Consider the following 22,738-nt stretch of genomic DNA (forward strand, 5'->3'; position numbering starts at 1 on the left):
TTCAGTTTGATTCCTTTTTTTGAGCGATCGTTAAATATTTTTTAATGCATTTCAGATCGCTGTTAAAGGTGATTTCCTTATTTTCTTTATAAAATTTTCGGTATTTCTGCAAAAATTCCATTGTCAGTTTATGAAACGGGATCTCTTTTGAAAACTTTTCCAGCTTATTTAAAACAGTGTTTTGGTTTTTCAGTGTTTGCTTTTTGAAGTCCTGCAGGCCCAGGTGATGGCGGAAAAATGCTATAAAATCAAAGTCCGGCGTTGCGCTGTGAAATTCCTGAATTAGGGTTTTGGCATCCAAAAATCTTTCTTGAAGCATGTACGAAGTTTTGATGGTCGTAATTCTTGCCTCAATATTTTCGAGCACCAAATTAAGAGCTTCAAAATTTTGATGATTTTTTATGCGTTGCTTTTTCTGATCCCAACATTTACGGGGAATGTAAATCTCGGTATTCAGGCGAATTCGGTCTTTTACATCGGAAACATCCAGGTAGATTAATGAATCTCCGGATTTATCAACATAGCCGCGCAGGCTGAAACGGTTGCGTGTTGTCACAAAAATTCTTTTTGTGTCGAATCTTGTGTCAAAAATTGATCTGGGCGTCGAAATAGTTGTGACCATCTAAAAATATTTTTAATTGATTCACACCGCGCAAACGGCCTATTTCATTGGGATTATCCACAAAAAAAAAGACACACTTCAAACTATCAGTATAGCTGCTGTGTATCTTTCTTTTCTTTTGGTACCCGGTGCCGGAATCGAACCGGCACATCTTGCGATACTAGAGTTTGAGTCTAGCGCGTCTACCAATTCCGCCAACCGGGCTCTTTAAATTGGTGTGCAAATATAGAATTAATTTTATTTCCGAAAAAATGTTTTTCAAACTTTTTCCAAAATCTTTTAAAGGCGAGTATGTACCTTTTTTTAAAGAGAAAAAGCAACTAAAAATACACTTCCAAGCCATCGTAGGCAAGATGAACATTTGGCGGCAGTTCACCTTCCGTTTCCGTATGGGTTCCCAAATGATGAGAAATATGGGTCAGGTACATTTTTTTAGGTTGAAGTTCCTCGAAAAGCTCCAGAACCTGCGGTAAAATAAAATGCGCCGGATGAAGAACTTCTTTTCGGATGCAGTTTAAAATAAGATAGTCCAAATTCCGGAGTTTTTCCTTTTCCGTCACCGGGATGTAACTCGCATCCGTAATATAAGCGAGATTCTTCACCTTATATCCTAAAATCGGAATCTTATTATGCATCACTTCGACCGGAATTATTTCCGCATCAAACAGATCGAAACTTCCTGCGATATGGTGCAGTTCAAACGAAGGTGCTCCCGGATATTTCACGTCGGCAAAGGCATAAGAAAAGCGCTCCTTCACCTCCGCTCCTACTCTTTCGTTACAGTATAAAGGCATATCCTGCTTGCTGCGAAAAATGAGGGGACGCAGATCATCCAAACCGATCACATGATCGTTATGTTCATGTGTTAAAAGTACGGCATCTACGTGTTCTTCTTTGTTGTTCAGCATCTGTATGCGAAAATCGGGACCACAGTCAATAAGAAGCTTTTTGTGACTATCTGTGCGGAGTAAAGCCGACGATCGAAACCGATTGTCTTTTGGATCTGTAGAGGTGCAAACGTCGCAGTGGCAACCAATCACAGGAACGCCCTGTGAGGTGCCTGTACCTAAAAATTTCAACTTCATTTCTTTTGAGGTAGGAATATTATTGGTAAATTTACAAAAAATAAGAATTGTCTGTGATTAATCAAAAATTAACACCCAAACAGAAGGCTCTGGCCATTAATTTGGATCCGAATATTTACGGAACTTTTGCTGAAATTGGCGCCGGACAGGAGACCGTACGTCATTTTTTCAGAGCGGGCGGGGCCTCACAAACCATCGCGAAAGCTATGTCTGCCTACGACAAAGACTTTAGCGATGCCATTTACGGTAAAGAGGTTCGAAACAGATACGTTACCCAAAACCGTTTACGCAAAATGCTTCGTTATGAAGTTTCGTTGATCGAGGAACGGCTGTCCCGCGAAAATGCCCCCGGAAGAAATTTCTTTTCGTACGCCAATACCGTTACCACCATCAACTTCGATAAAACCATGAGAGGCCACGGCTGGGTGGGTTTACGCTTTCAACTGGATGAAAAAGAAGATTATAACGAGATCGTTTTTCATGTAAAATTTAACGAAAACGACACCACGCTCCAGCAGGAAACTTTGGGCGGATTGGGGGTGAATTTAATTTACGGCGCCTTTAATTATGCGGATAATCCACGCAGATTAATTGAATCTTTGTACGACGATATTTCCACCGATAATGTTGAAATCGATATGATCGATTTTAGCGGCCCCGCGTTTACCTATGTAGATAACCGCTTAATGAGCCTTCAGTTGGTGAAAAACGGGATGACCGACGCGGTGATTTTTAATCCGCAGGGAAATAATATGTTGCCCGCTGATATTCTTTACAAAAAGAATATTTTCGCTGTGCGGGGCAGTTTTCGCCCTGTTACCCTCGTGAATATCGACATGTTCGAAAGGGGTCTGGAAATGTTTATGAAAGATTCTGCATGCAGTTTCGAAGAAAAAGAGGTTCTTTTTGAAATCACAATATCCAATTTACGGGCTGCGGGGGATATTGATGAGCGCGATTTTCTCGACAGAGTGGATGTTTTAGCAAGATTGGGCTATACCGTGATTATATCAAATTTCTCCGAATATTACCGACTCATCGATTATTTCGCACATTACACAGGCGGCCACATCGGCGTGGCGATGGGGGTGAACAATCTTTTGGATGTGTTTGACGAAAACTATTACAAAAATCTTTCGGGCGGAATTTTGGAGGCTTTCGGAAAATTCTTCAGAAAAGACATGAAAGTTTACCTTTATCCGTACAAAGATCCTGAAACCCACGAATTACTAACTTCTAACAATCTTAAGGTGAATGACAGTCTTAAGGAACTGTACAAATACTTCAAACTCAATCAAAGGATCGTGGATATTCAGGATTACAATCCAAATTTTTCCGAAATTTATTCGCGGGAGATCTTAAGCAAAATCGCTAATCATGAAGCGGGCTGGGAAAACCAGGTGCCCGAAGATGTTGCTGCTATGATTAAAGAACGCGGCATGTTTGGCTACAAAGAAGCGTTAAAACTAAAAGAGTTCTCTTAAAAAAAATTACAATAAAATGTCTGAAATTAAAAAGCGTCTTTCTTCAATTTTAGAAAGCCCAAACCATAATATTGAAGTTAAACTTCAAAAGGTATGTCACCTTCTGGATCAGGAAATCCCGTATTTTAACTGGACAGGATTTTATTTTAAAAATGGTGATAAAGAAGAGCTCCTTCTCGGGCCTTACGTTGGCGCAGAGACCGATCACACCGTTATTCCTTTTGGTAAAGGTATCTGCGGTCAGGTTGCCGTTTCCAGTGAGACTTTTGTGGTACCCGATGTTCACGCGCAGGACAATTACCTAAGCTGTTCGATCGATACAAAAGCCGAAATTGTAGTTCCGATTATTAAGAATGGCGAAAATATCGGCCAGATCGATATCGATTCGCATCAGTTGGATCCTTTCACCGCGGATGACCGCGAAATGCTCGAATGGCTCTGCGACGAAATTGCGAAAATTTATTAAAGCGAAAATTTACTTGGCTAAAGTAGAAATTGCCGCTTCATCCAGGCGAAAGACGCTCCACTCGTGCATCGGTTTTGCGCCAAGGGATTTGTAGAAGTCGATGGCTGGTGTATTCCAGTTGAGTACGGACCACTCCATTCTGCCGCAGTTTTTGGATTTTGCAATTTTTGAAAGTTCGACGAGCAATTTTTTGCCATATCCTTTACCACGGCAATCCGGCTCTACGAAAAGATCTTCCAGGTATAAACCCGGTTTCCCCACAAAGGTGGAAAAATTATAAAAATAGAGGGCAAATCCGACGGGTTTGTCCTCTTCTTCTGCGATGATGACTTCTGCGTAGTTGTTTACGAAAATATTCTGGCGAAGTTCTTCCACGCTTGTTACGACCTCCTTCTCCATTTTTTCGAAGACGGCGAGTTTGGTTATTAAATCGAAAATAAGTTGCGAATCTGCCGCGGTGGCTTTTCGGATCTGGAACATTTTTTTAAATTTTTGAAGGACAAAGTTACCAATTTTTGAGAGTATTTCTTGGTAAAGATTCCGCCATTTCCTAGCCCCGATTGCAGCGGCATCCTTTTTTGAGGAGGCACGACGAGAAAAAGATAGAGCGGAAAGCGGGATTAAGCTCCTAAAAAAAACCTCTGAGAAATTCTCAAAGGCTTAATTTTATAGCGTTTTTTTTTAAATTTATATTTCGGTATTCATATCCCAATTCTGAAGATAATCGTGAACATGTTTCAGGAACATTCCGCCCAAAGAGCCGTCTACGACGCGGTGATCGTAAGAATGCGACATAAACATTAGATTGCGGATCGCAATCACGTCGCCATCTTTCGTCTCCAGAACTGCGGGCTTTTTCACAATGGCACCGACCGCCAAAATCGCTACCTGAGGCTGCGGAATAATAGGCGTCCCCATCAGATTGCCAAAGCCGCCGACGTTGGAAATCGTGTAGGTTGCGCCCTGCGTATCTTCTGGCTTTAATTTTTTGTTTCTCGCGCGGTACGCCAGATCATTAATCGCCTTTGTGAGTCCGGAAAGCGAGAGCTGATCGGCATTTTTGATAACCGGCACGATTAAGTTTCCGTCCGGAAGCGCCGTGGCCATTCCGATATTGATGTTTTTCTTTTTAATGATTTTGTCGCCATCTACGGACACATTGATCATCGGGAAATCCTGAATGGCTTTCACAATCGCTTTCACGAAAATCGGCATGTAGGTAAGTTTTTCACCTTCGCGTTTCTCAAAAAGATCCTTGTGTTTTGTACGCCATTTTACGACGTTGGTAACGTCGGTTTCAATGAAAGAAGTCACGTGTGGTGCGGTATGTTTGCTTTTCACCATGGCATCGGCGATGATTTTTCGCACGCGGTCCATTTGGATGATCTCGTCGCCCTGTCCCACGGCCATTGGCGTAGACGGAGCCGCAGCTTTTGGCGCAGTAGCAACGGGCTCTGGTGTTGCTTCCGCTTTTTGTGGCGCTGGCTGAGTTCCTCTTGTGGAAAGAAACGCTAAAATATTTTCTTTTGTAATTCTGCCTTCCAAACCACTTCCTTTGATGGACTGTAACTCGCTTTCGGAAATATTTTCCTGCTGCGCGATGGATTTTACGAGTGGCGATAAATAGAGATCGGAACCTTCAAATCCAGTTGAAGATTTGGCGCTTTCCATGGCTTCTTCCAAACCTTGAACGACTTCCGGATCTACATTTGGAATTTGATTTTGAACTTCGTCTGCAGATTTGGGGCTTTGCGTTTGCTCGCTTACCGCTTCTGCTCCACCATCGACTTCCAAAATGGCAATGACTTCGCCAATTTTCGCGATTTCATCTTTTTGTTTTAGGATTTTGATGATTTTCCCCGCAACCGGCGTCGGCACATCAGAATCTACTTTGTCGGTCGCGATTTCGACTACGGAATCGTCTTCCTTTACCATATCTCCTTCATTACACAACCAACTGATGATTGTTGCTTCCATTACGCCTTCTCCCATGGACGGAAGAATTAATTTATATTCTGCCATTTTTACTTTATTGATTCTTACAAAGATAAAAATTTTTAGTGATTAACGAAATCGAAATTTTTCAGGATTATTTTTGATTTTTTTGTAATTTTTAATCAGGCCTAAAATAAGCGTGGCGAAACCCAAATTCAATCGCTAAATTTGCTTTTAAATTTATAAGAAAATGAACAATTTATATATTGTGGCGCTCTTTCGTTTTAAAGAAAATATGGTCATAGATGCTCTCGAAATCCTGAAAAGACTCGTAATTGAAACAAGAAAGGAAGAAGGATGTCTGCAGTACGATTTGGTTGAAGATAACGAGCATCAGGGAGTTTTCTATATTCTGGAACTTTGGGAGACGCGCGAGCATCATCATCAACACAGCGTGACAGAGCATTTGATGAATTTCCGACAGCAGGCGGCGCCGCTTTTTGCAGAAGCAGTTCAGGTTTATAAAGGCGCGAAGATTTTTTAAATTTATTTTAAGGTAGCTTCGAAAACCGCACAAAAGTGTGTTTTGATCTTTTCTTTTAAGGCCTCGATTTCGTCGGTGGAAAACTCGCGCTCCAACTCGCGTTTTAAAGAAGTGACGGTTTTATCTTTGATTCCGCACGGAATAATGTATTCGAAATAGCGCAAATCCGTGTTTACATTCAAAGCGAAACCATGCATCGTCACCCATTTCGACGTTTTCACGCCCATTGCGCAGATCTTCCGCGCATAAGGTTTGCCTACATCGAGCCAAACGCCCGTTTCGCCTTCGCTGCGTTCACCAATCAGGCCATAATCGGCAATGACGCGGATGATCACTTCCTCCAGATTCCGCATGTAGAGAAAAATATCGGATTTAAAATTGTCCAGATCCAAAATCGGATAACCCACCAACTGTCCAAAACCGTGATACGTAATATCGCCCCCGCGGTTCGTCTTTACAAAAGTTGCGTTAATCTCTTCCAGACGTTTAGAATTCGCCAGCATATTTTCCTCATGACCCGATTTTCCTAAAGTATAAACGTGCGGATGTTCCACGAAAAGCAGATAATTGGGCGTTTCTTCTTTAACTCCGTCTGTGCGGTCGCGGTTTTTCAGTTTCAAATCGATGATTTCCTTCATCAGTTTTTCCTGATAATCGAAGGCCGGAAGATAATCCATCAAACCCAATTCCTGAAAGTGCAAAGTTCTGTTCTGTGTGTCCGTCATTTAATTCGAATATTTTGGGCAATCCCCTCGCTTTCCTCTGCCTACATCCGGCGCCACGCTCGGGTCGGGCTCTCTGTTACAATTCCTCATTTCGGCGCTCGCTTCGCTCGCGCCTCCACTCCGGGATTTCCACGTCGATCCCTATTGCGGCGGGTGGTCTGCGAAAAAGAAGGTCAAATTTACAAAAATTAATTCTTTATGCTGCGAATAAAATCACCTGCTTTCTCTTGCCAGTTCTCGTTTTCCATAAGAATTTTCACGAAGGCCGTTCCGATAATTCCGCCCGCCGCCTTTTCTGTAACGCTATTAAAATCGGCTTTATTTTTAATTCCAAAACCAATGAATACGGGGTTTTTCAAATCGAGTTGCGCCAGATTATCGAGGTATTCTTCGTTCTTCACTTCCTTATTTTCGTTTCCGGTAGTCGAGGAACTCGAAACCGCATATAAAAATCCTGAGCTTAGAGAATCTAAATATTTTATACGCTCATCGGAAGTTTCGGGCGTCACCAAAAAGGTGAAATTCAAATTGTATTTCTTCAGAAGTGCGCTGTAATTTTTCTCGAATTCAATCGGCGGCAAGTCCGGAATTATCAGGCCCGAAACTCCAGATGCTGCACATTCGCGGCAGAAATTTTCGAAACTAAAACTTAAGACCGGATTAATGTAGCCCATTAAAATCACAGGAATTTTTATTTCATCTTTCAAGGATTTCAGCTGCGCAAAAAGATGCGTCATGGTCATACCGTTCTTCAAAGCCTTTTCGTGGGCTTTTTGGATAACATCGCCGTCCGCAACCGGATCCGAGTATGGCATTCCGATTTCCATAAAATCGGCGCCGGAGTTTTGGATGACCTTCATAATTTCCGTCGTGTCTTCCAATTTGGGAACACCGGCGGTAAAATAAATATTAAGTTTCTTCTGAGGCTGAACGTTGGATGCCGCATGTTGGGTGTTATTATTAATCATATTTTCTTTCGTTTTTATTGAGAGCAGAATTGGATAAATTCCCTATATTTTTGACGTAATTTTCGAAGAAGCGGGCTTTGGGAGCGGCTGGAATGGAGTTCTATTTTCGCCACGCAGCGGATTAAAAAAGCGGGAACACTTCGGCAGGCTGAGTGTAAACTCAACGCTGAAGTTGCCACCAAATTATTCTAAAGATTTTTGAGGTAGGTTTCCATGTCTTTATCGCCGCGTCCGCTTAAACAGATCACGACGACCTCGTCTTTCGCGAAGTTTTTCTTTTCCAAAACCGCCAGGGCGTGTGCGCTTTCGAGCGCTGGAATAATGCCTTCAATTTTCGTGAGTTCGAAGGCGGATTTCAGCGCTTCTTCATCGGTAATGCTATAAAATTCGGTGCGTTTTTGGGTGAATAGATTCGCGTGAAAGGGTCCGATTCCTGGATAGTCCAGGCCCGCAGAAATGGAATGCGGCTCGATTACCTGACCGTCTTCGGTCTGCATTACGATGCTTTTGCTGCCGTGCAACACGCCCAGCGTTCCGAGGAAAGTGGTTGCCGCCGACTTCCCGGAATCGAGTCCGAAACCTCCGGCTTCCGCGGCGATTAATTTTACGTTTTCCTCGTCGACAAAATGGTAGAAGGTGCCTGCCGCATTGCTTCCGCCGCCTACACAGGCGATGACATAATCCGGATTTTCGCGGCCGATTTTTTCTTGCAGCTGCCACTTAATCTCTTCCGAAATAACGCTTTGAAAGCGCGCCACCAAATCCGGAAAGGGATGCGGCCCGACAACGCTTCCGATGATATAATGCGTGGTCGTCGCGTTGTTGATCCAGTCGCGAAGTGCTTCGTTGACGGCATCTTTCAAAGTTTTTGATCCTGAAGTGGCGGGAATTACGGTGGCGCCTAGCATCTTCATGCGGCCCACATTTGGTGCCTGTCGCGCGATGTCGACTTCGCCCATGTAAACAATGCACTCCAGATTCATCAATGCGCAGGCGGTTGCAGTGGCTACGCCGTGCTGGCCGGCGCCGGTTTCGGCAATGATGCGTTTTTTTCCTAATTTTTTCGCGAGCAAAACCTGGCCCAAAGCGTTGTTGATCTTGTGCGCGCCCGTATGGTTGAGATCTTCGCGCTTCAAATAGATCTGCGAGCCGTATTTTTTACTTAAATTTTTAGCAAAATAAAGCGGTGTGGCCCGTCCAACGTAGTTTTTTAGAAGGTCGCGAAATTCGTTTTCGAACTCCGCGGAATTGATGATGTCTAAATATTGCTTCCGTAATTCTTCGACGTTCGGATAGAGCATTTCCGGCACAAATGCGCCGCCGAATTCACCGTAATATCCGTTTTCATCGGGGTTTTTATATGTTTTCATTGTCTGTTGTTTCAATCTTCTTTTAGGAGAAGCGATTTAAATTTCTTTATTTTTAAAAGGTCTTTGGTGCCGGGTTCGGTTTCAAATTTTGAATTGATGTCGAGCGCAAACGGTTGCGTGTTTATTTTTGATAATTGATGAATGTTTTCCAGAGAAATTCCGCCGCTTAGAAAAAAAGGTTTTTCGATTTTTAATTCATTTAAAATGTTCCACTCAAAAGAATTTCCGGTGCCGCCGAAGGATTTCGAATCGGTATCGAACAGGAGATAATTCACGGCTGAAGGCTGATTATCGATGATTTTTTGCAGTTCATCGGCCGATGGCTGACCAATTCTTATGACTTTGATGATCTGAACCTGTGGCACCAGTTTTTTCCGTAAGGCTGATATAAAATTTTCGTCTTCGTCGCCGTGAAGCTGAATAAAATCTAAGTTTGCTTTTTCTGAAATATGGATAATATTTTCCAAAGATTCATTCACAAAAACACCGACTTTTCCCTCGTGCTGAATGGCTCTAATTTCCTCCAAATTCAAAGAATTTAAAACATACCGCGGAGATTTTTCATAAAATATAAAGCCCAGGAAATGCACCTTCGAAGAAGCTAGTTCCTGAATTTGAGGGAGATTTGTAAGACCGCAAACTTTTAATTTCATAATAGGTTTTGGCTAAAGCCTTTAATTTTTAAACTTTCTAAACGCGCTAAGCCCGTTCCCGTCGAGATTATTTTTTATCGCACCTTATTCAGTACACTCGTGATCTTTAGGTTCTAATTGCTTTAACGAAATTTTCAAAGGCTTTTCCGGGATTTTCCGCTTTCATAAAGTATTCGCCCATTAAAAATCCGTCGAAACCTTGTTCTCTTAGAAATTTAAAATCTTCTACAGAATAAATTCCACTTTCGGCAACCGTTAAAACCTCATTTGGCAAATGGTTTTTCAATTTCACGGAATGCTGCAGATCGACTTTAAAATCCTTTAAATTGCGGTTGTTGATGCCGACCAGATCGACATATTTATTATAATGTTGTAATTCGTCTTCCGCATGAATTTCCAGCAAAACCTCTAAGCCCAATTCCTGCGATAAGTGCGCAAACTCTTCCACCTGAGAGCGCGAAAGACACGCAGCGATGAGCAAAATAACATCGGCACCCATCGATTTCGCTTCGTAAAACTGGTATTCGTCGATCATAAAATCTTTTCGCAAAAGGGGAATTTTAATTTCATTTCTAACTTTTAAAATATCCTGAAAACTTCCGCCGAAAAAATCCTGGTCCGTTAAAATTGAAATTCCGCTGGCGCCGAATGAATCGTAAGATTTCGCGACTTCCAAAACCTCAGACCGATCGTTAATGATTCCCTTGGAGGGCGATTTCCGTTTAAATTCGGCGATAATTCCGGACTTATTTTTTAGCGAATCTTTTAATGATACTGTTTCTCTACGAAAAAACTCTGAATCCTTTAAGTCCGCCAAGGCAATCTTCGATTTCGAAGTTTGAATTTCTTCTTTCTTGCGCGCGATAATCTGCTCTAAAATATTCATGCTATTTCGTTAAAACTTTTAGACAATTCAAGGCTTTTCCACTGTTCAAACTGTCTTTCGCCAGGTTCAGACAATTCTCGTAAGTTCCGTATTTCTCTGTATTCTGAAGGGCTTTTGCCGCATTCGCCAGAACGACAGCATTTTGTTCGTACGTTCCTTCGCCTTTTAAAATTCGAAGAAAAATTTCAGCGCTTTCTACTTTGGTTTTTCCGCCGGAAATACTTTCCGGCTCGATATTTTTAAAACCAAGTTCTTCCGCGGAATAAATACTTTCGCCGTTTTTATCAAAAATTTTCGTGTCGGCGGTTAGGGAAATTTCGTCATAACCATCCAAACCGTGAACCAACATAAAATTCGTATTTTGTTTCTGAAGAAGATATTGATATAACCGCGCAATTTCAAGATCATAAACGCCGATTATTGAAAACTCCGGCCGCGCAGGGTTCACGAGCGGCCCTAGAACATTGAAAAAAGTGCTCAGTCCCAGACCTTTGCGGAGCGGCGCAACGGTTTTTAAAGCCGGATGAAACAGCGGTGCGTGCAGAAAGCAGATGTTCGCTTTATCTAAATCGCCCAGAAGTTCAGCTTCATTATCTTTGAATTTATATCCCAATTCCTCCAAAACATTGGAGGAGCCAGAAATGGCTGTGACACCGTAATTACCGTGTTTGGCTACTTTTTGCCCGGTTCCAGCCACGATAAAACTCGCCAGAGTGGAAATGTTGAACGTATTTTTACCGTCGCCGCCCGTTCCGACGATATCGACCAAAGCAGTGCCTAAGTTGATGGGAGTGGCAAGATGCAAAAGGGCATTTCTAAAACCTTCGAGTTCCTCTAACGTGATTGTTCGCATGAGAAAAACGGTAACGAAAGAAGTGACTTCGTTTTCGTTGAATTTATTTTGCGCAATTTCGATCAGAATGGCTTTGGCTTCGGCTTTCGACAGCGTATTATGGTTGAACAAATATTGTAATATCTCTTTCATAAAGTGTTTTATGGTCTTAAAAAATTTTCTAAAATCTCGTAGCCCTGCGGCGTTAAAATGCTTTCCGGATGAAACTGCACGGCATGAACATCGTAATTTTTGTGCTGCAACGCCATAATCATTCCGTCTTTATCGACGGCCGTAATTTCCAGGTCTGCAGGGAAATTTTCCGGATCGACGGCCCAGGAATGGTATCGGCCTGCTTCCATATTTTTTCCGAAACCTTTAAAAATTTTTGTATCGTCTTTAATGATTGCCACATCGGTGGCAACGCCGTGAAAAATCTCCGAAAGATTGATTAAACTGCCGCCAAAAGCTTCTGCAATGGCCTGTTGGCCCAAACACACGCCGAATATCGATTTTGTCGGACCATACGTTGTAATCAAATCCAGCAAAATTCCGGCTTCAACAGGGATGCCGGGACCGGGCGAGAGAATGATCTTGTCGTAATTGCCAACCTCTTCTAAACTGATTTGATCGTTACGGACCACCGTGACTTTTTTGCCGACAATTTTCTCAATCATCTGCACGAGATTGTAGGTGAAACTGTCGTAATTATCGAATACCAATATTTTCATTTTTCTATTTTTTACCTGATGGATTTTATCCTTTTCTTTTAAGCGTCATTGAATCGCATTTTTTTTAACTTCCCTCACTTATTACGACGAATCCGCGACCCGGCTTGAGCGGAAATCCTTTTACATTTTGCCAAAAATGTAAAAGATTGGGAGCGGAAGACGGAAATTTGTCGCCCAAAAAATACTAACTGATTTTTTCCGCTTTTAAAATTGCTTTTTTCAGGGCGCCAAGTTTGTGATTGACTTCCTGCAGTTCGTTTTCGACGGACGATTTTGCCACAATTCCGGCGCCGGCCTGAGAATAGAGCGTATTATTTTTCGATAGGAAAGTGCGGATCATGATGGCCAGATTGCAGGATCCGTCGAAACCCACAAAACCGATGCAGCCGCCGTAATAACCGCGCGAAGTTTTTTCGTAAGCATCGATCAGTTCCAGCGCTTTGTACTTGGGAGCGCCGCTTAAAGTGCCCTGCGGAAAGGTGGTCGCAATCATTTCGTAAGGATTTTGATCGGTCGAAACATCGGCCGTTACCTCCGAAACCATGTGAATGACGTGCGAAAAGAACTGAATTTCCTTCAATTTCGAAACCGTTGTTTTTTGTCCGCAAATACTTAAATCGTTGCGCGCTAAATCGACCAGCATTGTATGTTCGGCATTTTCCTTCGCATCAGCTTTCAGTTCCTCCGCAGATTTTAAATCTTCTTCGAGGTTTCCGGTGCGTTTAAAAGTTCCGGCGATGGGATGAATAATGGCTTTTCCGTCTTTAATAATAAGCTGACTTTCGGGGCTGGAACCCATTAATTTATAATCTCCGTAATCGAAATAAAAGAGATAGGGTGAAGGATTAATGTTTCGTAAAGCGCGGTAAACATTGAATTCGTCGCCTTTAAATTTCTGCTCAAAACGTCGGCTTAAAACTAGCTGGAAAACATCGCCGCGGAAACAGTGTTTCTTCGCGACATCGACGAGATTTCTGTATTCCGCGTCGGTTAAATTGGAGCGTTCCTCCGCCACTTTTTCGAAAGGAAAAACAGGCGCATTTTTTTGCTGAATGATATTTTCTAAGGTGATCATCTCCGATTTTAAACCTTTGATCTTATTTTCGATGAGGAACATTTCGTCGTTGTGGTGGTTGATGGCGATGACATATTGATAAAGCCGGTAGCGCAGGAGCGGAATTTTATTTTCCGGAGAAAGCTCCTTGAATTTAATATTTTCGAAAAAAGGGATGGCATCAAAAGACGTGTATCCGAAAAATCCCTGCGCGGTTTTGCCAATTTCTAAATTAGGTTCTTCGCACTGGAAAGTTGCAGAAAAATTTTGAAGAAGATCTGTCAGTTTTTCCTTTTCAATATTGATCTTTTGGGGACTTTCTAAAGGAAATTTAATTTCGGCTTCCGCGTAGTTTTTAATTTCGATGCCGGCAATCGCGTTTACAGCGATGAAAGAAAAGTTATTTTCGGTGTTCTGGTTTCCGGCACTTTCGAGGAGAATGGTATCGCGGAACTGATCGCGTAAACGCAGGTAAATCCCGACGGGAGTAAACAAATCGCTTAAAGTCGATTTTACGGTGGTTTTTATTTGAATTATTTCGGAGAAATTCATGCTTTGGAGAGATGTTTTTTGGATTTTAAATAAAAAAAAGACTTTAACGCAGTCCGTCAAAGTCTTTCTAAAATTTTCGTTTTAATATTTTTAAACAAAAGAATAGCGCTCAAGACCTTGCGAGTTTTGAGACCACCACCAATTTTTGTTGCTGTTCATTTTCATAGGAGCAAATATAGAAATGTTTTTGGAAAGAGAAACATTATTTTTCGCTTTTTTACGGACTAGAACGAAGCAACATTTTTAGCTGAATAATTTTGATAAATTATAATGATTTAAGAGAAAATGTATATTTTTGTCCAAAATAACTTCATTATGAAAAAAGTATTAGCAATTGCCTTTATGGGCGCATTAGCTTTATCAAGCTGTAAAAAAACCGAAACAGCAGCAGAAAGCAACACCATGCTTGCAGAACCAGACACCACTGTAATGATGGACACCAGCGCTACCGGCGGTATGGTAGACTCCACGGCCGTAGTTGCCCCTGCAGCAGATTCTACAATGGCGAAATAGGTCGCAGTATTTATTTTATAAGCAGTCGGTTTTTCCGGCTGCTTTTTTTGTTGCCTCAACACCAGATAATTGTAGAAAAAATCGCTAAATTTGCAGACTTAAAAAGCAAGAAAAATGCAGTTATCAGAACAGGAAATAATCCGCAGAGAAAAGCTTCAAACCCTCGAAAAAATGGGTATCAACGCTTTTCCGGCAGAAGAATATAAAATTACAGAAACGACCAAAACGATCAAGCAGAATTTTGTTGAGGGTAAAAAAGTAACAATTGCAGGTCGTTTAATGAGCCGAAGGATACAGGGGAAAGCCAGCTTTGCCGAACTGCAGGATGCTGAGGGGAAAATCCAAGTTTATTTTAACCGCGACGAGATTTGCAAAGGCGAAGACAAATCTCTCTATAACGACGTTTATAAGCATCTTCTCGACATTGGAGACATTATCGGGATTGAGGGCGAACTTTTCACGACTCAGGTGGGCGAAATGACGGTGAAGGTTGAGCATTTTAAAATTTTAACAAAATCTTTAAGACCACTGCCGCAACCCCGAACCGATGAAAACGGAGTAACGTACGATGCCTTCAATGATCCGGAACTTCGCTACCGACAACGGTATGTAGATTTGATCGTAAATCCGCACGTAAAAGAAACATTTTTAAAAAGAACGAAACTGTACAATGCCATGCGTCAGTTTTTTAATGATGCAGGCTATATTGAAGTAGAAACCCCTGTTTTACAGGCGATTGCAGGCGGCGCTGCTGCAAGACCGTTTATGACGCATCACAATGCTTTGGATGTTCCGTTATATATGAGAATTGCTAACGAATTATATTTGAAAAGATTGATCGTTGGTGGTTTTGATGGCGTTTACGAGTTTTCCAAAAACTTCAGAAATGAAGGGATGGACCGAACGCATAACCCGGAATTTACCGTGATGGAAATCTACGTTGCCTACAAAGACTACTATTGGATGATGGATTTTACGGAAAAAATGATCGAACATTGCGCGATTGCCGTTAATGGAACCACCGACGCCAAGTTTGGAGATCACGAAATTAGTTTTAAGGCACCGTACGCGCGAATTTCGATGACGGATGCGATCATCAAATACACCGGTTTTGATATCACCGGAAAATCGGAACACGAGCTTTTTGATTTCGCGAGATCGATTGGAATTGACGTGAACGAAACAATGGGTAAAGGCAAACTGATCGACGAAATTTTCGGCGAAAAATGTGAAGGAAACTTCATTCAGCCGACTTTTATCACGGACTACCCCATCGAAATGTCGCCTTTAACAAAAAAACACAGAACCCAGGAAGGTTTAACCGAACGGTTTGAACTCATGGTTTGCGGAAAAGAAATTGCAAATGCTTATTCGGAGTTAAATGATCCGCTCGATCAAAGAGAACGGTTTGAAGACCAATTAAAATTAGCCGAAAAAGGCGACGACGAAGCCGGACAATTTATTGATGAAGACTTTTTGAGAGCCTTGGAATACGGCATGCCGCCAACCTCCGGAATGGGAATTGGCATGGATCGTTTGATCATGTTTATGACGAACAATCCCTCGATTCAGGAAGTTTTATTCTTCCCGCAAATGAAGCCCGAAAAAACCGCGCCGGCTTTCGAACTGGATGAAGATGAAAAACTGGTTTTAGAAATTTTAAATTCGTCGGAAGAACCGATGACTTTGGGTCTGGTAAAAGCAAAAAGCCAGCTTTCCGGAAAGAAATGGGACAAAGCCACAAAAAATTTAACCAAGTATCATTTGGTTAAAGTGGAAAAAATTGACGATATTGTGTTGATGAAAACGGTATAAATCATCAATAAAAATAATATGAAAAGAAATGCAACCGCCATTTGGCAAGGATCCGGCAAGGACGGGAAAGGAAATCTAACCACTCAGAGCACCACTTTAAATCAGACGCAGTATTCCTATAATTCGCGTTTTGAAGAAGGCGTAGGCACCAACCCAGAAGAACTAATTGCAGCGGCACATGCAGGCTGTTTCACCATGGCTTTGTCCTTCAATATTGACAAAGCAGGCTTTAAGGCTGAAAACCTCGAGACGAAATGCGTGATCAATTTAGATCCAAAAGAAGGGAAAATCACCGAATCGGTGTTAACTTTGAACGCCACAGTGCCGGGATTATCGAACGAAAAATTTGACGAACTCGTCGCAGACGCGGAAAAAAACTGTCCCATTTCTAAATTATTAAATACGGAAATAAGGGTGGAAGCAACTTTAAATTAAGCCAAAAAAAAGTGCTTTTAAAAAATGAAATCCTCAGTTATTTGGGGATTTCATTTTTTAGGGAAAGGCTCAATTTTATGAAGTTCTTAACTTTGATATTACGTCGAAATTCAGTATATTTGTGAGCCTTTTGAGATAATCAAAAAGACAGAATTTCAGTTTCATTTTAATTTAAATTTCATTGAATATGTTGACGTTAAATAACTTCAACAAACAACAATATTATGAGTCAAAAAGAATATACAGCAAGTAGCATCCAGGCCCTCGAAGGAATGGAACACGTAAGAATGAGACCGTCCATGTACATTGGCGACGTGGGTTTAAGAGGTTTGCATCACTTGGTTTATGAGGTTGTGGATAACTCCATTGATGAAGCTTTGGCAGGACATTGCGACACTATTTCCGTTGTTATTCACGAGGGCGAAAGCATTACCGTAAAAGACAATGGCCGCGGGATTCCTGTGGATATGCACGAGAAAGAACAGAAATCTGCTTTGGAGGTTGTAATGACCAAAATTGGAGCCGGCGGAAAATTCGATAAAGATTCTTATAAAGTTTCCGGGGGACTTCACGGTGTTGGGGTTTCCGTTGTAAACGCATTGTCCAATTCCTTAATTGCAACCGTTAACAGAGACGGCAAAACTTATCAGCAAAAATACTCCAAAGGAAAAGCTTTAGCAGATGTTGAGGAAATTGGCAAAACCACCGAACGTGGAACCGAGGTTTTCTTTCAGGCAGATGATACGATTTTTCAGGAACTGATTTTTAATTATGACACGTTGGCGAGCAGAATGCGCGAACTTTCTTATCTGAACAAAGGCATTAAAATAACTTTAACAGACGAAAGAGTACGGGAGGAAGACGGCACTGCGAAGCACGATATTTTCTTTTCTGAAGGCGGGTTGAAAGAATTTGTAGAATATATCGACGGTAACCGCGAGAGCATCATGAACAGCGTTATTTTCATGGAAGGGGAAAAAGATAATATTCCTGTAGAAGTTGCCATGCGATACAACACTTCTTACACCGAAAATCTGCATTCTTACGTCAATAACATCAATACACATGAAGGTGGAACGCACCTCGCCGGTTTTAGAAGAGCTTTGACAAGAACGCTGAAGAAGTTTGCAGATGAATTAGGGCTTCCCGCGAAAGAAAAAGTAGAAGTAACGGGAGACGATTTCCGCGAGGGTTTAACTGCCGTTATTTCTGTAAAGGTGATGGAACCTCAGTTTGAAGGCCAAACCAAAACCAAATTAGGAAACTCCGAAGTTTCCGGCGCCGTAGATAAAATTGTGGGCGAAATGCTTTCCAACTTTTTAGAGGAAAATCCAAACGAAGCAAAACTCATCGTTCAGAAAGTGGTTTTAGCGGCAAAAGCAAGACAGGCGGCGAAAAAAGCCAGAGAACTTGTTCAGCGCAAATCACCGATGGGTGGCAGTGGATTACCCGGAAAATTATCCGACTGTTCTTCCAAGGACCCGGAAATTTCCGAATTATTCCTGGTAGAGGGAGATTCGGCAGGTGGTACGGCAAAGCAAGGCCGGGACCGTCATTTCCAGGCGATTTTGCCTTTAAGAGGTAAAATTCTGAACGTGGAAAAATCTATGGTTCATAAAGTGTACGACAACGAAGAGATTAAAAATATTTATACGGCACTTGGCGTTTCTGTAGGCACCGAAGAAGACAGCAAAGCTTTGAACATTGCGAAGTTGCGCTACCACAAAGTAGTAATCATGTGTGATGCCGATATTGACGGTGCACACATTTCTACGCTGATCCTTACTTTTTTCTTCAGATACATGAAGGAACTTATTGAAAACGGTTACATTTATATCGCGCAGCCGCCACTTTATCTGCTGAAAAAAGGAAACAAAAAACTGTACGCCTATAACGAAAAAGAACGGGAGGAAATTACGCTGGAAATGGCACCAGACGGAAAAGGCGTTGAAGTTCAGCGGTACAAAGGTCTGGGAGAAATGAATCCCGAGCAGCTTTGGGAAACCACTTTGAATCCGGAAAACCGAATGCTGAAACAGGTGAATATCGAAAGTCTTGCCGAAGCAGATAACGTTTTCTCCATGTTGATGGGTGATGAAGTACCGCCAAGACGGGAGTTTATCGAGAAAAATGCCATCTACGCAAAAATTGATGTTTAGGTTAGTCGCTTAATATTTCATAAAACTGCTCATTCATTTGAGCAGTTTTTTTTTAACGATATTTCTTAAAAACTGAAGTTTTAAAGTTTAAAAAAACATTTTAAGAACACTTTTTTTTCCAAAATATTTTTATTAAATTTAAAAATGAAAAAATTCTTTCCGCTTGCCCTTGCATTTTCCCTGATTTTATCGAGTTGTAACAAACAAAAAACGACCGTCGAAACGGACGCACCTGTGGAAGTTGACACGGTAAAAGTGGCGCAGAAATTCACGGTAGATTCCGTAAAAGTTGATGATTCATTGGTGATTGATAAGAACTTAACACTTGCTTTCAAATCCCAACTTTTGGTGTTTCCACAGGTGAAAGATTCTGTGCTTTTAGATTCGATTTACGCCCGCGAACAGATCAATCTCGCGAATTATTCCAAAGCAGATCTTCTGAAAGAATTACAGGCTAAAAAAGCAAAGTATTACGAAGAAAACAAAAAGAATCTGTCGGATTTTAAGCCCGACTTTAAACAGACGTGGACGAACAATTCGAGAATGAAAGTTTTTTCAAATGACAACGAATTGATGACCATTCAGTATTTCGGAGATGGATTTACGGGCGGCGCTCACGGATATTACTACGAATTTTACAAAGTGTTCGATCTTCTGAATAAAAAGACGCTGCAACTTTCTGATGTCGTGGCCGAAAGAGATCATAAAATATGGAGCAGAATTTTAATCGACAATTTCCTGAAAAATGATCTGGAAAAAGGTCAGGCAGAAATGCTTTTGGTAAAGGAAATCCCTTTGAATAACAACTTTTATTTCGACAACGAAAACTTATATTTTCTCTACAATCAGTACGAAATTACAGCGTATGCAGCCGGACCCGTTCTCATCCGAATTCCGTTTACGGCCATCAAACCGCTCCTAACGAGCGAGTTTAAGACGCGAATCGGATTATAATAGGAAGGAAAGCAGGTTTTATCACCTGCTTTTTCTATTTTTGCACCCATGCACAATGTCGCCTTCATTATCAACCCTTTTTCTGCGAAAAAAAATTACCGGCCTTTTTTGGACGCTCTGAAAAAAGCGCTCAGCGCTCCCAATTTCTATATTTCAGAATCCTTGGAAGGTACGGCCGATTTCATCAAACAAAATTTTGAAAAGACCGATATTTTTGTCGCCGTCGGGGGCGATGGTACCATTTCCTCGGTTGCAAAAAGCCTCATTAACACGGGAAAAATCTTAGCCATATTTCCCGCGGGTTCGGGGAACGGTTTCTCCAACGAAAATCATTTCAGTAAAAATCTGGAAGAACTTTTAGCCAAAATTAAGGACGGAAAATTCCGCGAAATCGACACTTTTAAAGTTAATGAAAAACTCTCCATCAATGTTTCGGGGACGGGTTTTGACGGAAAAGTGGTGAAAGAATTTGAAAAAACGAGCCGGGGTTTCGCCAATTATATTAAAGTTTCCCTCCGGACTTTCTTTCATTACAAACCCATTGAAGTAAAATTTAAATCAGAAGCATTTAAGAAATACGACGGAAAATATTTAATGCTGAATATTGCCAACACACGCCAGTTCGGCAATAACGCGTACATTGCGCCGCATGCGAGCACGATCGACGGATTGGTCGATCTTGTTTTGGTTAAAAAATTTCCGCTGATGTATGGTGGCGTTTTCGCGTTTCGGCTCTTTTCGAAAAACTTAAAGGAAAACCAGTATGTCACCTACCTTTCGGTACCTGAAATTGAATTTAGTGTGAACACGCGAAACTGGCATTTAGACGGCGAATACCACGAAATCGCGTCGCCCGTCCACGTAAAAGTTTTACCAAAAAGTTTAAAAATTCTTATCTGATAAACCTTGAAGTCAGATGTTTAAGGAATGCTAAAAGTTGGCGACGCTGCAGAAAATCTCGGTATGAATTCTCAACGCCTTAATTATTAAATTTTTCACCATAAAAATTACGGCTCCTGCAAACCTTTTTTATAAGTTTCCAAAGCTCTGGCGCGTGCAAATTTATGTTCAACCATCGGCTCAGGGTACGATTTTGTTCCGAATTCCGGAACCCATTTTTTGATGTATTTAAAGTCGGGATCAAACTTTTTCTGCTGTTCGGCGGGATTGAATATCCTGAAATAAGGCGCAGAATCGCAGCCGCTTCCCGCGCTCCACTGCCAGTTTCCGTTATTGGCAGAAAGATCATAATCGAGTAATTTTTCTGCAAAATATGCTTCGCCGATGCGCCAGTCCATCAAAAGATGTTTGGTGAAAAAACTGGCGCAAACCATGCGGACGCGGTTATGCATGAAACCGGTTTCGTTCAGTTCGCGCATTCCCGCATCCACAATCGGGTAACCGGTTTTTCCCTCCCGCCATTTCTTTAAATTATCATCGTCGTAAAGCCAGGCGATATTGTCGTATTTGCGTTTAAAAGATTCGTGCACGACCTTTGGAAAATGGTAAAGAATCTGCATAAAAAATTCCCGCCAGATGAGTTCTTTCAAATAGGTTTGATTAAGTTTTTTTGCTTCTGCCGCTAATTTTCTAGCGCTGATGGTCCCAAAACGCAAATGAACGCTCATTTCAGAAGTTTTGGTGGTAGGAAAGTTCCGTGTTTCGTGATAGGTTTTTAAAAACTCTGGATTGATCTTTGGAATTTTAAATTCATAAGCCGTTTTTTTAAAACCAATATCCTTTAAAGTAATTGTCTGTTCATCGACATCGACGAAGTGAGAAAGAAGTTTTTCACTGGAATAAGCCTCATTTTTTCCTTCGTTAAATTTGATCAGCCACTGTTTGGAATAAGGCGTGTAAATGGTGTACGGTTTACCGTCTGCTTTTAAAATATCATCCTTATGAAAATGAACCTGATCTTTAAAAGTTAGGAACTGAATATTCTTCTTTTCCAAGAAAACCCGGATTTCTTCATCTCTTTTAATCGCCGAAGGTTCGTAATCCTCGTTGCAGAAAACACTTTCAACCTCTTCATTTGCCGAAAGTTCTTTAAAAATATCCAAAGGTTTGCCGTGCAGGATTTTAATGGACTTTTCAGTTTTTCGTAAAAATTCATTCAGTTTTTCCAGAGCCTGAAAAATAAAATCAACCCGTTTGTCTTCTTTATTTTCTAATTTTGAAAGAATTTCGGTATCAAAAATAAATACGGGTAAAACACGCTTCGAAGTTTCCAGCGCCTTGAAAAGTCCGTGGTTGTCGGTTAAACGCAAGTCCCGCCGAAACCAGAAAACAGTAATTTTATCTGCCATTTTCGACCATTTTCAGGATTTTTTTCGGCTCTTCATTTCGCAAATTGGTGTAAACGGTGTGATGAAAGGTATTGAGTTTCTTCAGTGATTCCAGTAGACCCTCTTTCTCTGCCTTATCCAGTTGACCACACATGATTTTCGAAACCACGGTAATGTCTTTCATTGATTCGTCAAACACTTTCCTACCCTTATCGGTAACAGAAATTCGGGTGCTTCGTTTATCCTCTTTATCCGGACTTTCGGAGAGCAAGCCGTTTCTCACCAACCGTTTAATGATCTCGATGCCGGTTTGCTTTTCGTGAGCGTTCTTTTCGATGAGCTGCATTTTGGTCAACGAGGGATAATCCATCAGTCTAAAAAGATAGGTAAAATCTTCATTCACCAAATCCGGATGTTTTTCCAAGGACTTTTTAATCAAATGTTTGGAATATCTTCCCAACATAATCACCTGTTTTGCGATCTCATTTTCCAGATCGAAAACCTCCAGATCATATTTTTCCGTGAGATTTCGGGGATTTTCCTGTTCGTAGGCCTTTTCGTTCAGATATAGGCGAAAATCTTCCATCGTAATCTGATTGCCGGGCTGCTTTTTCTGAAGAGAATCCAGTTCGGATAAAATATCAATAATTAAATTTAATTCCATAAG

The 22,738-nt window shown here is 41.4% G+C and carries 23 protein-coding genes and 1 tRNA gene; 9 read left to right on the forward strand and 15 right to left on the reverse strand.

Annotation, left to right across the window (positions count from 1 at the left end):
• Window position 1: 1 nt before the first annotated feature.
• From L0B70_RS00570 to L0B70_RS00580, 3 genes are all read right to left on the reverse strand, one after another.
• On the reverse strand, window positions 2–556 hold the full coding sequence (locus L0B70_RS00570) for a phage integrase SAM-like domain-containing protein (RefSeq protein ID WP_235142385.1): 555 nt from the start codon (window positions 554–556) through the stop codon (window positions 2–4).
• Window positions 557–741: 185 nt separating this feature from the next.
• Window positions 742–826 (reverse strand) — tRNA-Leu (locus L0B70_RS00575).
• A gap of 116 nt (window positions 827–942) precedes the next feature.
• A complete protein-coding gene (locus tag L0B70_RS00580) occupies window positions 943–1,707 on the reverse strand; it encodes an MBL fold metallo-hydrolase (protein WP_235142386.1) in 765 nt (254 codons plus the stop codon).
• Between the two features lie 47 nt (window positions 1,708–1,754).
• On the opposite strand from L0B70_RS00580, the gene L0B70_RS00585 reads away from it, so the two are divergent.
• Window positions 1,755–3,191: a TonB-dependent receptor gene (locus L0B70_RS00585; protein WP_235142387.1), complete on the forward strand. Its 1,437-nt coding sequence runs from the start codon at window positions 1,755–1,757 to the stop codon at window positions 3,189–3,191.
• Window positions 3,192–3,207: 16 nt separating this feature from the next.
• Window positions 3,208–3,657 (forward strand): GAF domain-containing protein, encoded by a 450-nt coding sequence (locus tag L0B70_RS00590; RefSeq protein ID WP_235142388.1) that lies wholly within the window; start codon window positions 3,208–3,210, stop codon window positions 3,655–3,657.
• Window positions 3,658–3,666: 9 nt separating this feature from the next.
• Here L0B70_RS00590 and L0B70_RS00595 read toward each other — a convergent pair whose 3' ends face one another.
• Both L0B70_RS00595 and L0B70_RS00600 read right to left on the reverse strand, forming a co-directional pair.
• Complete coding sequence (locus L0B70_RS00595) at window positions 3,667–4,137, reverse strand: GNAT family N-acetyltransferase (protein ID WP_235142389.1); 471 nt, start codon at window positions 4,135–4,137, stop codon at window positions 3,667–3,669.
• Window positions 4,138–4,344: 207 nt separating this feature from the next.
• A complete protein-coding gene (locus L0B70_RS00600) occupies window positions 4,345–5,679 on the reverse strand; it encodes a dihydrolipoamide acetyltransferase family protein (protein ID WP_235142390.1) in 1,335 nt (444 codons plus the stop codon).
• A gap of 163 nt (window positions 5,680–5,842) precedes the next feature.
• Here L0B70_RS00600 and L0B70_RS00605 point away from each other — a divergent pair, with 163 nt between their 5' ends.
• A complete protein-coding gene (locus L0B70_RS00605) occupies window positions 5,843–6,136 on the forward strand; it encodes a putative quinol monooxygenase (protein WP_235142391.1) in 294 nt (97 codons plus the stop codon).
• A 2-nt stretch (window positions 6,137–6,138) separates the two neighbouring features.
• Here the strand turns inward: L0B70_RS00605 and lipB are convergent, their stop codons facing one another.
• The 8 genes from lipB to L0B70_RS00645 form a co-directional block, all read right to left on the reverse strand.
• Window positions 6,139–6,861, reverse strand: a complete 723-nt coding sequence (gene lipB / locus L0B70_RS00610) for a lipoyl(octanoyl) transferase LipB (RefSeq protein WP_235142392.1) — start codon at window positions 6,859–6,861, stop codon at window positions 6,139–6,141.
• A 188-nt stretch (window positions 6,862–7,049) separates the two neighbouring features.
• Window positions 7,050–7,829 (reverse strand): tryptophan synthase subunit alpha, encoded by a 780-nt coding sequence (gene trpA, locus L0B70_RS00615; RefSeq protein WP_235142393.1) that lies wholly within the window; start codon window positions 7,827–7,829, stop codon window positions 7,050–7,052.
• 188 nt (window positions 7,830–8,017) lie between these two features.
• On the reverse strand, window positions 8,018–9,199 hold the full coding sequence (trpB, locus tag L0B70_RS00620) for a tryptophan synthase subunit beta (protein WP_235142394.1): 1,182 nt from the start codon (window positions 9,197–9,199) through the stop codon (window positions 8,018–8,020).
• 11 nt (window positions 9,200–9,210) lie between these two features.
• The gene (locus L0B70_RS00625; RefSeq protein WP_235142395.1) at window positions 9,211–9,852 is read right to left on the reverse strand and encodes a phosphoribosylanthranilate isomerase; all 642 of its coding nucleotides are present in this window, start codon (window positions 9,850–9,852) and stop codon (window positions 9,211–9,213) included.
• 106 nt (window positions 9,853–9,958) lie between these two features.
• A complete protein-coding gene (gene trpC, locus L0B70_RS00630; protein WP_235142396.1) occupies window positions 9,959–10,738 on the reverse strand; it encodes an indole-3-glycerol phosphate synthase TrpC in 780 nt (259 codons plus the stop codon).
• 1 nt (window position 10,739) lies between these two features.
• On the reverse strand, window positions 10,740–11,723 hold the full coding sequence (gene trpD / locus L0B70_RS00635) for an anthranilate phosphoribosyltransferase (RefSeq protein WP_235142397.1): 984 nt from the start codon (window positions 11,721–11,723) through the stop codon (window positions 10,740–10,742).
• Window positions 11,724–11,731: 8 nt separating this feature from the next.
• On the reverse strand, window positions 11,732–12,301 hold the full coding sequence (locus L0B70_RS00640) for an aminodeoxychorismate/anthranilate synthase component II (RefSeq protein ID WP_235142398.1): 570 nt from the start codon (window positions 12,299–12,301) through the stop codon (window positions 11,732–11,734).
• Window positions 12,302–12,485: 184 nt separating this feature from the next.
• The gene (locus tag L0B70_RS00645; protein WP_235142399.1) at window positions 12,486–13,907 is read right to left on the reverse strand and encodes an anthranilate synthase component I family protein; all 1,422 of its coding nucleotides are present in this window, start codon (window positions 13,905–13,907) and stop codon (window positions 12,486–12,488) included.
• Between the two features lie 315 nt (window positions 13,908–14,222).
• On the opposite strand from L0B70_RS00645, the gene L0B70_RS00650 reads away from it, so the two are divergent.
• From L0B70_RS00650 to L0B70_RS00675, 6 genes are all read left to right on the forward strand, one after another.
• A complete protein-coding gene (locus tag L0B70_RS00650; protein ID WP_235142400.1) occupies window positions 14,223–14,420 on the forward strand; it encodes a hypothetical protein in 198 nt (65 codons plus the stop codon).
• A 114-nt stretch (window positions 14,421–14,534) separates the two neighbouring features.
• Complete coding sequence (gene lysS / locus L0B70_RS00655; RefSeq protein ID WP_235142401.1) at window positions 14,535–16,235, forward strand: lysine--tRNA ligase; 1,701 nt, start codon at window positions 14,535–14,537, stop codon at window positions 16,233–16,235.
• An 18-nt stretch (window positions 16,236–16,253) separates the two neighbouring features.
• On the forward strand, window positions 16,254–16,670 hold the full coding sequence (locus tag L0B70_RS00660; RefSeq protein WP_235142402.1) for an OsmC family protein: 417 nt from the start codon (window positions 16,254–16,256) through the stop codon (window positions 16,668–16,670).
• A gap of 224 nt (window positions 16,671–16,894) precedes the next feature.
• Window positions 16,895–18,829 (forward strand): DNA topoisomerase (ATP-hydrolyzing) subunit B, encoded by a 1,935-nt coding sequence (gene gyrB / locus L0B70_RS00665; protein ID WP_235142403.1) that lies wholly within the window; start codon window positions 16,895–16,897, stop codon window positions 18,827–18,829.
• A 144-nt stretch (window positions 18,830–18,973) separates the two neighbouring features.
• Window positions 18,974–19,783: an RsiV family protein gene (locus tag L0B70_RS00670; RefSeq protein ID WP_235142404.1), complete on the forward strand. Its 810-nt coding sequence runs from the start codon at window positions 18,974–18,976 to the stop codon at window positions 19,781–19,783.
• Window positions 19,784–19,831: 48 nt separating this feature from the next.
• On the forward strand, window positions 19,832–20,683 hold the full coding sequence (locus tag L0B70_RS00675) for a diacylglycerol kinase family protein (RefSeq protein WP_235142405.1): 852 nt from the start codon (window positions 19,832–19,834) through the stop codon (window positions 20,681–20,683).
• A gap of 107 nt (window positions 20,684–20,790) precedes the next feature.
• On the opposite strand, the gene L0B70_RS00680 is transcribed toward L0B70_RS00675, so the two are convergent.
• The gene (locus L0B70_RS00680; RefSeq protein ID WP_235142406.1) at window positions 20,791–22,092 is read right to left on the reverse strand and encodes a deoxyribodipyrimidine photo-lyase; all 1,302 of its coding nucleotides are present in this window, start codon (window positions 22,090–22,092) and stop codon (window positions 20,791–20,793) included.
• A complete protein-coding gene (locus L0B70_RS00685) occupies window positions 22,082–22,735 on the reverse strand; it encodes a MarR family winged helix-turn-helix transcriptional regulator (protein ID WP_235142407.1) in 654 nt (217 codons plus the stop codon). Before L0B70_RS00685 ends, L0B70_RS00680 begins: the two co-directional genes overlap by 11 nt.
• Window positions 22,736–22,738: the final 3 nt, after the last annotated feature.

The sequence above is a fragment of the Kaistella sp. 97-N-M2 genome, assembly GCF_021513235.1.
Classification (GTDB): Bacteria; Bacteroidota; Bacteroidia; order Flavobacteriales; family Weeksellaceae; genus Kaistella.

What these genes read in the sequence shown, in the direction of transcription:
- gyrB (WP_235142403.1), top strand. Translation starts at nt 16,895, where the DNA reads ATGAGTCAAAAAGAATATACAGCAAGTAGCATCCAGGCCCTCGAAGGA.
- trpD (WP_235142397.1), bottom strand. Translation starts at nt 11,723, where the DNA reads ATGAAAGAGATATTACAATATTTGTTCAACCATAATACGCTGTCGAAA.
- L0B70_RS00590 (WP_235142388.1), top strand. Translation starts at nt 3,208, where the DNA reads ATGTCTGAAATTAAAAAGCGTCTTTCTTCAATTTTAGAAAGCCCAAAC.
- L0B70_RS00675 (WP_235142405.1), top strand. Translation starts at nt 19,832, where the DNA reads ATGCACAATGTCGCCTTCATTATCAACCCTTTTTCTGCGAAAAAAAAT.
- L0B70_RS00660 (WP_235142402.1), top strand. Translation starts at nt 16,254, where the DNA reads ATGAAAAGAAATGCAACCGCCATTTGGCAAGGATCCGGCAAGGACGGG.
- L0B70_RS00645 (WP_235142399.1), bottom strand. Translation starts at nt 13,907, where the DNA reads ATGAATTTCTCCGAAATAATTCAAATAAAAACCACCGTAAAATCGACT.
- lipB (WP_235142392.1), bottom strand. Translation starts at nt 6,861, where the DNA reads ATGACGGACACACAGAACAGAACTTTGCACTTTCAGGAATTGGGTTTG.
- L0B70_RS00640 (WP_235142398.1), bottom strand. Translation starts at nt 12,301, where the DNA reads ATGAAAATATTGGTATTCGATAATTACGACAGTTTCACCTACAATCTC.
- L0B70_RS00650 (WP_235142400.1), top strand. Translation starts at nt 14,223, where the DNA reads ATGAAAAAAGTATTAGCAATTGCCTTTATGGGCGCATTAGCTTTATCA.
- trpA (WP_235142393.1), bottom strand. Translation starts at nt 7,829, where the DNA reads ATGATTAATAATAACACCCAACATGCGGCATCCAACGTTCAGCCTCAG.
- L0B70_RS00670 (WP_235142404.1), top strand. Translation starts at nt 18,974, where the DNA reads ATGAAAAAATTCTTTCCGCTTGCCCTTGCATTTTCCCTGATTTTATCG.
- L0B70_RS00680 (WP_235142406.1), bottom strand. Translation starts at nt 22,092, where the DNA reads ATGGCAGATAAAATTACTGTTTTCTGGTTTCGGCGGGACTTGCGTTTA.
- L0B70_RS00625 (WP_235142395.1), bottom strand. Translation starts at nt 9,852, where the DNA reads ATGAAATTAAAAGTTTGCGGTCTTACAAATCTCCCTCAAATTCAGGAA.
- L0B70_RS00595 (WP_235142389.1), bottom strand. Translation starts at nt 4,137, where the DNA reads ATGTTCCAGATCCGAAAAGCCACCGCGGCAGATTCGCAACTTATTTTC.
- trpB (WP_235142394.1), bottom strand. Translation starts at nt 9,199, where the DNA reads ATGAAAACATATAAAAACCCCGATGAAAACGGATATTACGGTGAATTC.
- trpC (WP_235142396.1), bottom strand. Translation starts at nt 10,738, where the DNA reads ATGAATATTTTAGAGCAGATTATCGCGCGCAAGAAAGAAGAAATTCAA.
- L0B70_RS00600 (WP_235142390.1), bottom strand. Translation starts at nt 5,679, where the DNA reads ATGGCAGAATATAAATTAATTCTTCCGTCCATGGGAGAAGGCGTAATG.
- lysS (WP_235142401.1), top strand. Translation starts at nt 14,535, where the DNA reads ATGCAGTTATCAGAACAGGAAATAATCCGCAGAGAAAAGCTTCAAACC.
- L0B70_RS00605 (WP_235142391.1), top strand. Translation starts at nt 5,843, where the DNA reads ATGAACAATTTATATATTGTGGCGCTCTTTCGTTTTAAAGAAAATATG.
- L0B70_RS00685 (WP_235142407.1), bottom strand. Translation starts at nt 22,735, where the DNA reads ATGGAATTAAATTTAATTATTGATATTTTATCCGAACTGGATTCTCTT.
- L0B70_RS00580 (WP_235142386.1), bottom strand. Translation starts at nt 1,707, where the DNA reads ATGAAGTTGAAATTTTTAGGTACAGGCACCTCACAGGGCGTTCCTGTG.